Raw genomic sequence first — 14,609 nt, forward strand, 5'->3', positions numbered from 1 at the left:
GCATGATCGCGCAGTGGTCAGCCTTCCTGTATGCGGCGCCTTCGTCGGGCGGGCCGCTGAGCTCGCTGCATTGCAGAACGCCTATCGGGATCCGGCGGTGCATACCGTGCTGATCGGGGGCGAAGCGGGCATCGGCAAGTCGCGGTTGGTCGCGGAGTTCCGGACGCGGCTCGGCGCTCGCACGGCGGTGGTGTCCGGACGGTGCCCGGAAGTCGGTGCGCAGGGGGTGCCGTTCACGCCGTTCGTGACCGTCATGCGCGCGCTGCTGCGCGACCGGGGCGTGGACGGACTCGCGGCCCTGCTTCCGGCGAAGCCCGCGCTGGCGCGCTGGCTGCCCGAACTTGCCGCAAAGTGCGGGGCGGCGGAGACCGAAACGGATCGGATTCGGTTGTTCGGCGAGATCCTCACCGTGCTGGAACGGTTCTCGATAACCGAACCCCTGGTCGTGGTGCTGGAGGATTTGCACTGGGCCGACGACGCCAGCCTGGAATTGCTCGCCTTCCTGGTGGCCAATCTCGCTGGAGACGATGTGTTCCTGGTCGGTACCTACCGTCCCGCCGATTCCGGACCGCTGCGCAAACTGGTCGCGGGCCTGCGCCGCGACCCGGGGGTACGCCTGCTGACTCCGCCCCCGCTGACCAAGCACGAGGTGGGCAGGCAGTTGGCCGCACTGTACGGCGGGGAGCCGGAAGCCGGGACGATCGCGCGAGTGTTCCAGCACAGCAAGGGAATTCCGCTTTTCGTCGAGGCGCTCGGTCCCGCGCCCGAGGCCACGTCCTCCGCACTGTCGGAGCTGTTGCTCGGGTACCTGTCCGACCTGCCCGATCGGTCCGCGTCGGTGCTGCGGCTCGCGGCGGCGGCCGGGTCGCCGGTGCGGCACACGCTGCTGGCGGCCGCCTCCGAGCTGTCCGAGGACGCACTCACCGCTGCCCTGCATCAACTGGTCGATCAGCGACTACTGGCGGCCACCGACACCGGCTACGAGTTCCGGCACGTCCTCGTCCGCGACGCCGTCTACGGCGATCTCCTACCGGCGGAGCGAAAACGGTTGCACAGCAGGATCTCCCAAGCACTCACCGAGCTCCGGCAGCGCGATCCGAACCAATGCCCTTCCGGCGAGCTGGCCCACCACGCGTACGCCGCCGGAGAGCTGCCGCTGGCACTCGCCGCCGCGTGGGAGGCGGCGACCGACGCCGAAAGCGTTGGCGCGCATCGTGATCAGGTGCGCTATCTGGACCAGGTGCTCGAATTGTGGGATCGCGGGCCGGAAGCGGCGAGCCGGGTGGACGCCGACCGGATCGATGTCGTGGAAGCGATCGTGGCGGCGTGCTATCGCGGCGGCGTCGTCGAGCGCGGGATCGCGGTGGCCGGCGAGGCTCTGGCCGCCATCGATGCGGCGACCGACCCGGAGCGCGCCGCCCGGCTGCATCGCTACCGCGCCGGACTGCGCAATCAGAGCGCCGGTGGCGGTGAGGACGACCTGCTCGCGGCGCTGGCATTGCTTCCGCCGGATCGCCCGAACCTGTTGCGCGGCGAGGTGCTTTCCGAACTCGCCGCGGCGCGGGTGTTCCGCGGTGCGGCGGCCGCGGCCGAGCACGACGCGCGCGCCGCCGCCGAGGTGGCCGAACAGCTGGGCGACGGGCCGCTGGCCGCGCGCGCCTACGCCTATCTCGGACTGTCCACCGCGGATCGCCGGGACGTCGCCATGGCGCATTTCGCACGGGCGCACGCGGCCGCCGGGGATCCGGGGACACTGCTGACGGTGGTGCTGTGGGAGTCGGCGCTGCTGGTGTCGGCAGGCGCGAACGAGGCCGCCGTCGCCGCGATCCAGCAGGGGCTGCGAGCCGCGCACGAGACCTACCGATTCGCCGAGGCCGCGCCGATCCTGCTGGTCAAATGGACGCAGGCGCTCACCGCCCTCGGCCGGTGGGACGAGGCGCTCGATCTCATCGATGAATCGCTGAGCGAGCGGTTGCCGCCCTTGAGCACCGCCGCGCTGCTGCTGTGTCATGCCAGGATCCTGCTCGCGCGCGGCGACTCGGACGCCGCGGCGACGAGCGCGGCCACCGCCCAGCCCTTGCTCGGGGACCGCCGCTGGGCCAGGCAGTACCAGATCCAGCTGCACACGGTGCAGTCCGAGATCGCCCGCGCGGCGGGTGACCCGCAGCGCGCCGCCGAGATCGGCGCCGCGACGCTGAGCGCCGACGATCTGGCCGTGCACCATCACGAGGCGTGGGCACTGGCCGACGCGATCGCCCGAACGCGCTGTGCTCCGCTGGTGCTCGGCTCCGTCACGGCGAAACTGCCGGTCACCACCGCGGTCGACGCCGCATACCGGGATACCTGCCACGCGGTGCGCAGTGGCCGTCCCGCCGACTGGGCCGCCGCGGCGTCTTCCTGGCGAGCCCTGCGTCAGCCGCACGAGCTGGCGCGCACCCTGCTCGAATCGGCCGAGGCGGAACTGGCCGCCGGAGATCGCGCGGCGGCGCGCAGCGCACTGCGGGCCGTGCTCGAGCTGGCGGCGGAATTGGCGGCGGCGCCACTGGCCGAGCACGCCGGGCGACTGGCCGATCGGGCGGGGCTCGTGCTCGACGAACCCGCGGTTGGGCCACCGGTGACGCGGTCGCCGAGCACCTCCGGCCTGACACCGCGCGAACTCGACGTGCTGCGCCTGGTGGCCTCGGGCGCGAGCAACCGGCAGATCGCGACCGAGTTGTTCATCAGCGCCAACACCGCGGGCGTGCACGTCTCGCGCATCCTCGCCAAGCTCGGCGCGTCCGGTCGCACCGAGGCGGCCGCGATCGCGCGGAAACGCGGATTGCTCGGGTCCGAGGACTGATCGGCCACGCTCGAAGCGCCTCCGGGCCTCCCCGGCGCAGGATGTTCGACGCGGGTAGCGGGCGCTCTCATCACGCCGTGTGTGCCGGATCATCCACAGCGGTGCGATGTGACGGCCATAGCCACCGGGACGATGCCCCGTAAGATACAGTAAGTCCACAATGTCTCGAAAGGACGGGCTGATGCGGTCGACCTTGCTGTCCCGGCGCGATCTCGATTTCCTGCTCTACGAGTGGCTGGACGTCGAGGGGCTCACCAAGCGCGAGCGGTACGCCGAGCACTCGCGGGAGACCTTCGACGCCGTGCTCGACCTCAGTGAGCAGCTCGCCACCAAATACTTCGCGCCGCACAACAAGCTCAACGACGCCAACGAACCCACCTTCGACGGCGAACGCGTGACCATCATCCCGGAGGTCGGCCGAGCGCTGGACGCCTTCGCCCGAGCCGGGCTGCCCTCGGCCGCAATGGATTACGAGCTCGGCGGGGCGCAGCTGCCCGCAACGGTGGCGCAGGCGAGCTACGCCTGGTTCCAGGCGGCCAACCCGGGCACCGCGGGCTATCCGTTCCTCACCGTGGCCAACGCCAATCTGCTTGTCGCCCACGGTCCGGAGCACGTCGAGAAGTTCGTCCAGCCCATGCTCGCCGGCCGGTTCTTCGGCACCATGTGCCTGTCGGAGCCCCAGGCCGGTTCCTCGCTGGCCGACATCGTCACCCGCGCCGAACCGCAGGACGACGGCACGTATCGCCTGTTCGGCACCAAGATGTGGATTTCGGGCGGCGATCACGAGCTCGGCGAGAACATCGTGCACCTGGTGCTGGCCAAGATCCCCGGCGGACCCGCGGGCACCAAGGGCATCTCGCTGTTCGTGGTACCCCGCTTCCTGGTCGGCGACGACGGCGCGATCGGCGAACGCAACGACGTCGCCCTGGCCGGGCTCAACCACAAGATGGGCTTCCGAGGCACGGTCAACACCGTGCTCAACTTCGGCGAGGGCCGCTGGACTCCGGGTGGCGCGCCCGGCGCGATCGGCTACCTGGTCGGCGAACCGCATCGCGGACTGACCTACATGTTCCACATGATGAACGAGGCGCGCATCGGCGTCGGCCTGGTCGCCACCGCGCTCGGCTACACCGGCTACCTCGAGTCGCTCGACTACGCCCGCACGCGCACGCAGGGCCGCGCCAAGCTCCCCGCCGACCCGTCCGCGCCGCAGCGGCCGATCATCGAGCACGCCGACGTGAAGCGCATGCTGCTGGCGCAGAAGTCCTATGCCGAAGGCGCTTTGGCGCTGGTGCTCTACTGCGCGCGGCTGGTCGACGACCAGCGCACCGCCGACTCCGAAGCGGACCGCCGCGCGATCACCCTGCTGCTGGACATCCTGACCCCGATCGCCAAGAGCTGGCCCTCGCAGTGGTGCCTGGAGGCCAACAACCTGGCGATCCAGGTGCTCGGCGGCTACGGCTACACCCGCGAATACAACGTCGAGCAGCACTACCGGGACAACCGGCTCAACCCGATCCACGAGGGCACGCACGGCATCCAGGGCCTGGACCTGCTGGGGCGCAAGGTGACCCAGCAGGGCGGCGCCAGCCTGCTCGCGCTCGGCGCCCGGGTCGACGCCACGATCACGGCCGCGCGCGCGGCCGGCGGTGAGGCGGCGGAGCTGGCCGCCGAACTGGACGCGGCGTGGCGGCGGCTGGTCGAGGTGACCGCGGGGCTGTTCGCCTCCGGCGATCTCGAGGCCGCGCTGGCCAACAGCTCGGTGTACCTGGAAGCTTTCGGGCACACCGTCCTGGCCTGGATCTGGCTCGAGCAGTTCCGCGCAGCCGCGGACCGTTCCGGCGACTTCTATGACGGCAAGCGGCACGCGGCCCGATACTTCTATCGTTTCGAGTTGCCCAAGACCGCACCGGCTCTGGATCTGCTCGCCAGGTTGGACACGACTACCCTGCAGATGCGGGACGCTTGGTTCTGAACACAGGCCGTTTCGATACACGTCATTGAAGATGTATCATTCCGCGGTGATCGATTCCAGTCAGCGGACCACCCGCCCTCCCGGCCGACCGGCCTCCGCGACCAGGGAACAAGTCATCGAACACGCCCGCCGGGCGTTCCTGTCCGGTGAGCGGGTGGACATCCAGGCGATCGCCGGACAGCTCGGACTCAGCCGCGCTTCGGTCTACCGCTGGTTCGGCTCTCGCGACGGGGTGCTCGGTGCGGTGCTGGCCGGGGAGTTCGAGGCGCTGCTCACCCGCGCGGACGCCCGCCGTCGCTCCACCGGCGCGCGGCGCATCCTGGACGTGCTCTACCGCGTGAACCGCTGGATGACCGACAACGAACCGTTCCGGCGCTATTTCGAGAACGAGCCGCTGTCCGGATTGCGCATCCTGACCGCGAGCGACGGCCCGGTGCAGCCGCTGGTCGTCGGCACTGTCCGCGAGCTGATCATCCGCGCCACGGAGGAAGACGGCTACACCCCGCCACTGGAACCGGCGCTGCTGGCCTACGCGCTGGTCCGGCTGGGCGAGGCGTTCCTCTACAACGACAACGTCGCGGGCATCCGCGGCGACGTCGACCGGCTGCACGAGGTCCAAGCGGCGCTGCTGGGCATCCCCGAGGCGATCGCGCCGTAGCGGATCCGGCCGCTTCGCCCCGCATCCCGGTTGCGGATGCGCTGGCCCGTGTCGACCACGACGGGCTTCCGGCTCGACGAGCGCGAACACCGGTTCGACCGAGTGGGCAGCACATGACGAGGCAGCACGACGACGCTCACCCGGCGTGCATCGCGGCCGTCCCCGCCGTGCCGGACGATGAGCGGAGCATCTACGGTTCGCCTCCGTAGATTTCTGGCCGAACTCGCGCCGAGGGCGTAATTCGAATCGACCTGATCGAAATGCGCTCCGCGTCGCGCGGGTGGCGTAATAGCCGGGCGTTGCCGCATATCGCCAGGTAGGGCCGGGGAGTGCCCGGCGCAATAACATCCGCTGATTCCGCCGGGTCGAAAGCCGGGCGCCCACCCACTCGCAACGCCGTTATCGTCGCTATTCGTGCAGGTCAGCGACAGTAAGGCGGAGAAAGTGGCAGCGGAACCCACGCCGGTGCGGCAGTTGCGCGCCGATCAGGCGCGGCGGGTGGCCGACATCCTGCGCCACCAACTGCACGCGGGCGCCTTCGACGGCGCGCTGCCGAGCGAACAGGAACTCGCCGCCGAGTACGGCGCTTCACGCAATACCGTGCGCGACGCCTTGGCGCTGTTGAAGGACGAGGGCCTGATCGACCGGGCGCCCAAGGTGGGTACCAGGGTCGCCACCCGCAAGTACGACCACGGCCTCGACGCGCTGCTGGGGTTGCAGGAGACCTTCAAGGGCCACGGCACCGTGCGCAACGAGGTGCGCGCGGCGATGCACGTCGCCGCGCCGCCCGCCGTGGCCCGCCGGCTCGGTCTCGCGCCGGGTGAGCGCGTGGTCTACCTCGAGCGGTTGCGCTATCTCGCGGATCTTCCGCTGAGCCTCGACCTCACCTACCTCGTGCCCGACATCGGCACCGAGGTGCTCGGCCACGACCTCGAGCACACCGACGTCTTCGTGCTGCTGGAACGCATCAGCGGTCGCTCGCTCGGCTCGGCCGACCTGGCGCTGGAGGCGGTGCCCGCCGACCCGCACACCGCCACCACCCTCGACGTCCCCGGCGGCGCGCCGCTGCTGATGCTGGAACGACTGACCCGGCTCGACGACGGCCGTCCGGTCGACCTGGAGTACATCCGCATGCGCGGCGACCGCATCACCATGCGCGGCAGCCTGACCCGCAGCACCCCCGAATGGAAGGTCCTCTAGATGGCACTCGTGAACCAGCGCGCCGACATCCCCGTCACCATCGACGAGTCGCTGTGCATCCAGGGATGCACGCTGTGCGTCGAGATCTGCCCGCTCGACTCCCTGGCCATCAACCCCGACAACGGCAAGGCCTTCATGCACGTGGACGAGTGCTGGTACTGCGGTCCGTGCGCGGCTCGCTGCCCCACCGGCGCCGTCACCGTCAATATGCCCTACCTGCTCCGCTGATCTGGAAGACCGATGAAAGTGAAACTCGCCCCCGCCCTGCTCGCCGCCGCCCTCGCGCTGACCGGGTGCTCGCTGGAGCAGACCGGCGACACCCCCGCCGACACCGTCAAGGTGGTCGTCGGCTACCAGTCCAAGACCATCAACACCGTCACCGCGGGCACCTTGCTGCGCGCCCAGGGCTACCTCGAGCAGCGCTTGCGGAAGATCACCGAAAGCGGCGGGGCGAAGTACCAGGTCGAGTGGCAGGACTACGACACCGGCGCGCCGATCACCGCGCAGATGGTGGCCGAGAAGATCGACATCGGATCGATGGGCGACTACCCGTTGCTGATCAACGGCTCCCGCACCCAGGTCAACGAGCGCGCACGCACCGAACTGGTGTCGGTCACCGGGTACAACCCCAAGGGCGCGCTGAACATGGTTGTCGTGCCGAACGATTCGGCCGCCACCGGCATCGGCGACCTGGCCGGGCAGAAGATCTCCGCCAGCGTGGGCTCGGCCGGGCACGGCACGCTGGTGCAGGCGCTGTCGCGAGCCGGGATCGACCCGGCCAAGGGCGTGGAGGTGCTCAACCAGCAGCCGCAGGTCGGCGCGACGGCCCTGGAATCCCGCCAGGTGGGCGCGCTGTCGCAGTTCGTGGCATGGCCCGGTCTGGTCGTCTTCCAGAACAAGGCCAAGCTGCTCTACGACGGCGCCGAACTCGGGGTGCCCACCTTTCACGGCGTGGTGGCCCGGCGCGCGTACGCCGCCGATCACCCGGAGGTGCTGCAGGCGTTCCTGGCCGCGCAGCTGGACGCCACCCAGTTCTTGCGGGAGAAGCCGTTCGAGGCCGCGAAGATCGTCGCCGACGGGTCCGGACTGCCCCAGGAGGTGGTGTACCTCTACAACGGTCCGGGCGGGACGAGTTTCGACACCACGCTCAAGCCGAGCCTGATCGCGGCGCTCAAAGGCGATGTGGCGTACCTGAAGTCGATCGGCGACTTCGCGGAGCTGGACATCGACCGGTTCGTCGACGACGGGCCGCTGCGCAAGGCGTTCGCGGAGACCGGCCGCGATTACGACCGCGACCTAGCGAACACCACCAACCCCACGCGGGTCACCGGCGCCGACCCCGTCTGCGGCACCGCGGCGGAGAACCCCGCGCTGGCCGGTGAACTGTGGCTGGACGGCGCGCCGACACCGCAACCGTCGGCGAACCCGACCTGCCTGCTGCGCGCGATCCAGGCCGCGAAAGCGCAGGGCAAGACGATCCGCGCCGCCTACGTCCCGGATGCCGAACTCGGCACGCGGTGGTTCGCCGACAAGTCGATCTGGCTGCGCGACGGCGCCGCCTACCTGCCCTTCACCACGGCGGCCGCCGCGCAGCGCTACCGGCAGGCGCATCCGTCCGCCATCGCGGTCGGCTACGACCAGGCCGTCACGGAAGTACGCGGATGACCAGCGAACTCGCCGCCCCGGCAGTGCGAGCCGCGGCGGAACCCGCCGCCACCCGATCGGACGCCGCCCCGGCGGCACGGTCGGCCTGGCGCTCGCGCCTGCTGCGGGTCGCCTCGGTCGCCGTCGCGGTCGGTCTGTGGCAGGTGGTCACGGTCAACAACATTCGGGCGGGCCTGCGTTTCGACACGCTGCCGACCGTCACCGAGATCGTCGCCGAATTCGGCACCCAGTTGCGCGCCGACCAGTACTACCTGGACATCGCGCAGTCGCTGCTGCGGATCGTCACCGGCTTCGGTCTGGCCGCGGTGGTCGGCGTGCTCGCGGGCATCGGCCTGGGCCGGTCGCGGCTGCTCGCCGACACCTTCGGCCCGCTGGCCGAACTGGTCCGGCCGATCCCGGCCATCGCCTTGGTCCCGGTCGCGATCCTGCTGTTCCCCAGCGACGAATCCGGCATCGTGTTCATCACGTGCACCGCGTCGCTGTTCCCGGTGCTGGTCAGCACCCGGCATGCGGTGCGGGCGCTGCCCACCATTTGGGAGGACGCGGTGCGCACCCTCGGCGCGTCCCGGCTGGACGTGCTCGCCCGCGTGGTGTTTCCCGGCATCCTGCCCGGCGTCTTCAGCGGACTGTCGGTCGGCGTCGGTGTGGCGTGGATCTGCCTGATCTCCGCGGAGATGATCTCCGGGCGCCTCGGCGTCGGCTATCGCACCTGGCAGGCGTACACCATCGTGGACTATCCGGCCGTGTTCGTCGGCATGATCACCATCGGCGTCCTCGGTTTCGCGACATCGGGGCTGGTCGAGCTGGCCGGCCGCCGCATCACCCGCTGGCTGCCCAGAGAGGTCGAAGCATGACCACAGTGATCGACGCACCGCCATCCACCGGAATGCGCCTGAGCCTCACCGGCGTCCGGATCGCCTACGGCGGCGAACCGGTGCTCGACGGACTCGACTTGTCGATCGCGCCGGGCGAAATCCTCGTCGTGGTCGGCAAATCCGGGTGCGGGAAGTCTACGTTGCTGCGCGCGATCGCCGGGCTGCGCGCCCCGGAGGGCGGAGCCATCCTGGCCGACAGCGCCCCCGTCGCCGGGCCTGCGGCCGACCGCGCCCTGGTGTTCCAGGACGACGCGCTGCTGCCCTGGCGCACCGTGCGGCAGAACATCGAACTCGCCCTGCGCCTGCGCGGCACACCCCGGGCCCAGCGGCGAGCCACCGCCCTGCATTGGGTCGACGAAGTCGGGCTCACCGGCTACGCCGACTACCTGCCGCGCGACCTGTCCGGCGGCATGCGCCAGCGCGTCCAGCTCGCGCGCAGCCTGGCCGCCGCGCCGCGCGCCGTGCTGATGGACGAGCCGTTCGGCGCACTCGACACCCAGACCAGGGAAACCATGCAGCGCCTGCTGATCCAGACCTGGCGCGCCCACCCCACCACCATCGTCTTCGTCACCCACGATCTCGACGAGGCCCTGCTGCTCGGCGACCGCATCGCCGTGCTCGGCGGCGGCACGCTGCGGGCGCTGGTGCCGGTGCCCAGCCCGCGCGAGGCGATCGACCGGTCCGCGACGAAGACCGAGATCCTGGAGCGACTGTGAACATTCCGCCGCTATCCGAACAGATCCGGCTGGATTGCGACGTGCTCGTCATCGGGGGCGGCACCGCGGGCACGATGGCCGCGCTCACCGCCGCCGAGCAGGGCGCGAACGTGCTGCTGCTGGAGAAGGCGCACGTGCGGCACTCCGGTGCGCTGGCCATGGGCATGGACGGGGTGAACAACGCCGTGATCCCGGGCAAGGCCGAACCGGAGGACTACGTCGCCGAGATCACCAGGGCCAACGACGGCATCGTCGACCAGCGCACCGTGTACCAGACCGCGACGCGCGGCTTCGCCATGGTGCAGCGGCTGGAGCGCTACGGCGTGAAGTTCGAGAAGGACGAGTACGGCGAGTACGCGGTGCGCCGGGTGCACCGCTCCGGTTCGTACGTCCTGCCGATGCCCGAGGGCAAGGACGTCAAGAAGGCGCTGTATCGCGTGCTGCGCCAGCGCAAGATGCGCGAGCGGATCCGCATCGAGAACCGGCTCATGCCGGTGCGCGTGCTCACCGACAACGGACGCGCCGTCGGCGCCGCCGCCCTGCACACGCGCACCGGTGAGTACGTCGCCGTCGGTGCCAAGGCGGTGATCCTGGCCACCGGACCGTGCGGCAGGCTCGGACTGCCCGCCAGCGGATACCTGTACGGCACCTACGAGAACCCGACGAACGCGGGCGACGGCTACTCGATGGCCTACCACGCGGGCGCCGAACTCAGCGGCATCGAGTGCTTCCAGATCAACCCGCTGATCAAGGACTACAACGGCCCGGCCTGCGCGTACGTCGCCAATCCCTTCGGCGGCTACCAGGTCAACGCCGACGGCGAACGCTTCGTCGACTCCGACTACTGGTCGGGCCAGATGATGGCCGAGGTCAAGCGGGAGATCGAATCCGCACGCGGCCCCATCTACCTCAAGGTGTCGCACCTGCCCGACGAGACGCTCAGCACCCTCGAAGGCATCCTGCACACCACCGAGCGCCCGACCCGCGGCACCTTCCACGCCAACCGCGGCCATGACTACCGCACCCACGACATCGAGATGCACATCTCCGAGATCGGCTTGTGCAGCGGGCATTCCGCCTCCGGTGTGTGGGTCGACGAGCACGCGCGCACCACCGTGCCCGGCCTGTACGCGGCGGGCGACCTGGCGTGTGTGCCGCACAACTACATGATCGGCGCGTTCGTCTTCGGCGATCTCGCAGGCGCGCACGCCGCGTCCACCCTGGCGGAGGTCGCCGCCCCCGCCGAGCTGCCCGAGGACCAATTGGCCGACGCGCACGAGCTGATCTACCGCCCGCTGCGCCATCCGGACGGACCGCCGCAGCCACAGGTCGAATACAAGCTGCGCCGTTTCGTGAACGACTATGTGGCGCCGCCCAAGACGGCCACGAAGCTGGCCATCGCGGTGGAGACCTTCGACCGGATGCGCGGGGAGATCGAGGGCATCGGCGCGCGCACCCCGCACGAGCTGATGCGCGCGGTGGAGGTGTCGTTCATCCGCGACTGCGCCGAGATGGCCGCCCGCAGCTCACTGACCAGGACCGAATCCCGTTGGGGCCTCTACCACGAGCGCGCCGACCTACCCGAACGCGACGATGTCGAATGGCGATACCACCTCAACCTGCGCAAGAACCCCGACGGAACCATGGGTTTCCTGAAGCGGCCGGTGGCGCCGTATCTGGTTCCGGTGCCCGGGCTCGACGACCTGCCCTCGGCCGATGCCGAGGCGGTACCGGTGCACCAGCCGCACCACAGCGCAGGCCGTGCGCCGCACATCGGCGCCACCGCTGAGCACGACGGCGCTGATGCCGCGTCGCGGCCGGCGACTCCCCCCTCGCCCCGGATCGTCGCGCTGCTGGCGCTCGACGAGCCCACCGTGGCGCAACTGTCGCCCTACCTGACCGACCCGGACGCCGGTGTGCGAGCCGCGGCGATCTCGGTGCTGACCGAGCACACCCCCGAGGGCTTCGCGACCGCCCTCGGCGACGCCTTGGACGACGAGGCGGCCTCGGTCCGGCGCGCGGCCGCGGCGAGCCTGCGCGAACTCGTCGAGGTCCTGCCCTCCGCGACCGGGCTTTCCGACCGGCTCGATTCGGCCGACCCGATCGTGCGGTCCACGGTGATCGATCTGCTGCGCGCCCTGCGGGCCGGCGCGGCCACGCAGTATCACGCCGCGCTGGCGGACGTGGACCATCGCGTCCGCATCGAGGCGGTCCGCGCGCTGGTCTCGCTCGACGACCGCGACGGCGTCGCCACCCTGGCCGACGACCCCAACCGGGAAGTGCGGATCGCCGTCGCCCAAGGCTTGGCCGCCATCGGCGACGGCGGCGCCGAGGTGCTCCGTCGCCTCGCCGACGACCAGGACCCGCTGGTCCGCGCCGCGGCGCTGACCGCCTTCGCCCAGCTGGGCGCGCAACCCGTGGACCTCACGACGCTCGCGGCCGCCCTGCGTCACTCGGCCTGGCAGATCCGGGTGGGTGCGGCGCGCGGGCTGGCCGGCGCCGATCCCGATCTGGCGGTGCCGATCCTGGCTGTGGCGCTGCGCGATCCGCATCTCGACGTCCGCAAGGCGGCCGTGCTGTCGCTGTCGGCGTGGCCGGACCTGCCCGCCGCGCACGACGCGCTGCGCGCCGCCGTCGACGACAGCGATGCCGACGTCCGCGCGTATGCCCGGCGAGCGCTGGCCACCCAGCCCACGGCGTAGCGCGACATGGTTGCCGCAGCTCGAATAGCTGATTAGATTAGCGGCTCGACCGTTGCCGCCTCGCTAGCCGGGTTATAGCCGGGCGGCGACGGGGCGGCCGACGACGAGCCCGTCGCCGTTCTTTCCTCAGCAGCGACGGGAGTGTGGCGTTGACCTTGCCGAACTGGCTGGATCTCGTCGTGCTCGGCACCCTCGTGGCCGCCGCGGTGCTCGGCTGGCGCCGCGGCGCGATCGTGGGGCTGCCTGGTTTCGCGGGCGCTCTGGCAGGCGCGATTCTCGGCGCGGCGCTCTCGGCGACCACGCTCGGTCACCTCGCTCCCGGCGCCGTGCGGCTGCTGCTCGCGCTGACGGTGATCATCGGACTGATCGCCTTCGGCGCGATCGCCGGACACCGGGCCGGGCGCGCCGCGCGGGCGGCGGTTGCCGACCCCGTCGCGCGACGCGCGGACGCGCTCGGCGGGTGCCTGCTGTATTCGATCACGGTCCCCTTGGTGGTGTGGTTGTTCGCCGCGCCGCTGGAATCCGCGGCCTCGGTGCGCGATTCGGCCACCGTGCGGACCATCGACGAGATCGCGCCGTTCTGGCTGTCCGGCCTGTCCGAGGTGCTCACCGCGCCCATCGTGGACGCCGGGCTCGCCCGCCCGCTCGCGCCGCCCGATCCCGGCATCGCCGAGGGGCCGATGCCCGCCGAGCTGCGGCCGAGCGTGCTGCGCGTGCAAGACCTCGCACCGACCTGCGGCGTGCGCCAATCCGGCTCCGGATTCGTCATCGCGCCGGAACGGGTGCTGACCAACGCCCACGTCGTCGCCGGATCCAGCAAGGTCTCCGTCGACACCGCGACCGGCCAGCTCACCGCCACCGTCGTGCAGTTCGATCCGATCATGGACATCGCGGTGCTCGCCGTCCCGGGTCTCGCCGCGCCCGCCCTCACCGTCGCGCCCCGAGCCGCGGGTCCCGGCGCCGACGCGATCGCGCTCGGCTACCCCAGGGGCGGGTCCTACACCGCGTCCGCCACCCGGGTGCGCAGCCGAGCCGCGCGCCAGGTGCGCGACATCTACCGCACCGGTCTCGGCGAACGCGAGATCTACACGCTGGACGGTTCGATCCAGCACGGCAACTCGGGCGGACCGCTCGTCGACCGCGACGGCCGCGTGCTGGGCATCGTGTTCGGTGTCGACGAGAACAACAGCAACGTCGGGTTCGCCACGAGCCTGCCCGAAGTGCTCGATCGCCTCGACCACGCATGGCGCTCCGACCGGGCGGTCGACACCGGCCCCTGCGCCTCCTGACCGGCGCTAGGACGCGTCGGCGACGATCACCACACCGCTCGACGCGTCGAGCAGCGGAATCGTCCGCACCGCGGCATCGTCGACGTGCACGCGCGGGTGCGTGGGCAGTTCGGTCTCGTAATAGGTGCCCGGCCCGTAGAACTGGCCGTACTTCACCACCACGCCGTCGAAGTCGAGCACGGCCGCTTCGTGCTCCTGGATCACCGCACCCCGGCCCGCGGGCGGCTCCCACGCGATGCTCTGCGCCAGGAAGCGCCGCGCGTCGGCGGCCCGCGCGGCGGCGATCAAATTACGGGTGCCCTCGGTGCGGATGCGCGCGTTCGCCTCGGCCCGCTCCGGCAGCAGCGCCGCGTCGTCCGGCAGGTCGGTGAGCTGATGCAGCACCATTTCCGAACCGAACCCGACCACGGCGGCGATCAGGGCATCCGTGTCGTAGACGTCGCACACCACCGGCTCCGCGCCCGCCGCCCGCAACTGGCCGGCCTTCGCCGCCGACCGGGTCATCCCCGCCACCTCGTGCCCCGCCTCGATCAGCAGCGGAAGCAAGCGGACCCCGATCACGCCGGTCGCACCGGCCAGGAAGATGCGCATGGTGTTGATTCTGCCGCGACTTCGTCGCGGCGTGTTCGCGGCCCACTGGTGGCTCGCGTCCGAGCGGCCGCCGCTGGCGACTGCGTCGCGGACGCGGCG

The 14,609-nt window shown here is 70.9% G+C and carries 11 protein-coding genes; 10 read left to right on the forward strand and 1 reads right to left on the reverse strand.

Going from position 1 to position 14,609, the window contains the following annotated elements; genetic code table 11:
- The first annotated feature begins 13 nt into the window (after positions 1-13).
- The 10 genes from HOV91_RS29325 (at position 14) to HOV91_RS29370 (ending at position 13,919) form a co-directional block, all read left to right on the forward strand.
- Complete coding sequence (locus HOV91_RS29325) at positions 14-2,839, forward strand: ATP-binding protein (protein WP_174188550.1); 2,826 nt, start codon at positions 14-16, stop codon at positions 2,837-2,839.
- Positions 2,840-3,020: 181 nt separating this feature from the next.
- Positions 3,021-4,814: an acyl-CoA dehydrogenase gene (locus HOV91_RS29330; protein WP_174188551.1), complete on the forward strand. Its 1,794-nt coding sequence runs from the start codon at positions 3,021-3,023 to the stop codon at positions 4,812-4,814.
- A 46-nt stretch (positions 4,815-4,860) separates the two neighbouring features.
- A complete protein-coding gene (locus tag HOV91_RS29335; protein ID WP_312884806.1) occupies positions 4,861-5,472 on the forward strand; it encodes a QsdR family transcriptional regulator in 612 nt (203 codons plus the stop codon).
- Positions 5,473-5,916: 444 nt separating this feature from the next.
- Entirely contained in the window at positions 5,917-6,672 is a 756-nt protein-coding gene (locus tag HOV91_RS29340) for a GntR family transcriptional regulator (RefSeq protein ID WP_312884807.1), read from the forward strand.
- Positions 6,673-6,900 (forward strand): 4Fe-4S dicluster domain-containing protein, encoded by a 228-nt coding sequence (locus HOV91_RS29345; RefSeq protein WP_043690033.1) that lies wholly within the window; start codon positions 6,673-6,675, stop codon positions 6,898-6,900.
- Between the two features lie 12 nt (positions 6,901-6,912).
- Positions 6,913-8,337, forward strand: a complete 1,425-nt coding sequence (locus tag HOV91_RS29350) for an ABC transporter substrate-binding protein (RefSeq protein WP_174188553.1) — start codon at positions 6,913-6,915, stop codon at positions 8,335-8,337.
- Entirely contained in the window at positions 8,334-9,191 is an 858-nt protein-coding gene (locus HOV91_RS29355) for an ABC transporter permease (RefSeq protein WP_174188554.1), read from the forward strand. Before HOV91_RS29350 ends, HOV91_RS29355 begins: the two co-directional genes overlap by 4 nt.
- Positions 9,188-9,928 (forward strand): ABC transporter ATP-binding protein, encoded by a 741-nt coding sequence (locus HOV91_RS29360; protein ID WP_174188555.1) that lies wholly within the window; start codon positions 9,188-9,190, stop codon positions 9,926-9,928. Before HOV91_RS29355 ends, HOV91_RS29360 begins: the two co-directional genes overlap by 4 nt.
- Positions 9,925-12,630, forward strand: coding sequence for a fumarate reductase/succinate dehydrogenase flavoprotein subunit (locus tag HOV91_RS29365; protein ID WP_174188556.1), 2,706 nt, complete (start codon positions 9,925-9,927; stop codon positions 12,628-12,630). The genes HOV91_RS29360 and HOV91_RS29365 overlap by 4 nt, the downstream gene beginning before the upstream one ends.
- Before the next feature lie 149 nt (positions 12,631-12,779).
- On the forward strand, positions 12,780-13,919 hold the full coding sequence (locus HOV91_RS29370; RefSeq protein WP_174188557.1) for a MarP family serine protease: 1,140 nt from the start codon (positions 12,780-12,782) through the stop codon (positions 13,917-13,919).
- A 6-nt stretch (positions 13,920-13,925) separates the two neighbouring features.
- Here HOV91_RS29370 and HOV91_RS29375 read toward each other — a convergent pair whose 3' ends face one another.
- On the reverse strand, positions 13,926-14,510 hold the full coding sequence (locus HOV91_RS29375) for an NAD-dependent epimerase/dehydratase family protein (RefSeq protein ID WP_174188558.1): 585 nt from the start codon (positions 14,508-14,510) through the stop codon (positions 13,926-13,928).
- Positions 14,511-14,609: the final 99 nt, after the last annotated feature.

The organism is Nocardia barduliensis, from assembly GCF_013315795.1.
Classification (GTDB): domain Bacteria; phylum Actinomycetota; class Actinomycetes; order Mycobacteriales; family Mycobacteriaceae; genus Nocardia; species Nocardia barduliensis.

What these genes read in the sequence shown, in the direction of transcription:
- HOV91_RS29330 (WP_174188551.1), top strand. Translation starts at nt 3,021, where the DNA reads ATGCGGTCGACCTTGCTGTCCCGGCGCGATCTCGATTTCCTGCTCTAC.
- HOV91_RS29345 (WP_043690033.1), top strand. Translation starts at nt 6,673, where the DNA reads ATGGCACTCGTGAACCAGCGCGCCGACATCCCCGTCACCATCGACGAG.
- HOV91_RS29350 (WP_174188553.1), top strand. Translation starts at nt 6,913, where the DNA reads ATGAAAGTGAAACTCGCCCCCGCCCTGCTCGCCGCCGCCCTCGCGCTG.
- HOV91_RS29355 (WP_174188554.1), top strand. Translation starts at nt 8,334, where the DNA reads ATGACCAGCGAACTCGCCGCCCCGGCAGTGCGAGCCGCGGCGGAACCC.
- HOV91_RS29360 (WP_174188555.1), top strand. Translation starts at nt 9,188, where the DNA reads ATGACCACAGTGATCGACGCACCGCCATCCACCGGAATGCGCCTGAGC.
- HOV91_RS29375 (WP_174188558.1), bottom strand. Translation starts at nt 14,510, where the DNA reads ATGCGCATCTTCCTGGCCGGTGCGACCGGCGTGATCGGGGTCCGCTTG.